Below are 203 nucleotides of genomic sequence, written 5' to 3'. Positions count from 1 at the left end.
TCTGCTTGTCGTCGGCCTTGGCGCCGGGGATCTCGACGGACTGGTAGGCGTCCTTGCCGGTTTCCTTGTTCAGCACGGGGGTGATGTCGTTGATGGAGTTGGTGCCGGCTTCGGTGGTGCCCATGCGTTGGGCCATGCCGTCGACGTCGATGTTCTTGCCCTGCACGCTGAGGGCGTTGCGGGCGGCGGCGGGGCCGCAGTAG

1 protein-coding gene is annotated in these 203 nt (G+C 66.5%); it reads right to left on the bottom strand.

What is annotated here, in order from left to right:
- Positions 1 to 203, bottom strand: a 203-nt coding sequence (locus tag RM555_RS31190; protein ID WP_311415014.1) for a C39 family peptidase, incomplete at both ends; no start/stop codon positions are given.

It is taken from the genome of Micromonospora reichwaldensis (assembly GCF_031845925.1).
Classification (GTDB): Bacteria; Actinomycetota; Actinomycetes; order Mycobacteriales; family Micromonosporaceae; genus Micromonospora; species Micromonospora reichwaldensis.
This window is presented reverse-complemented; position numbering and strand designations above follow the sequence as displayed.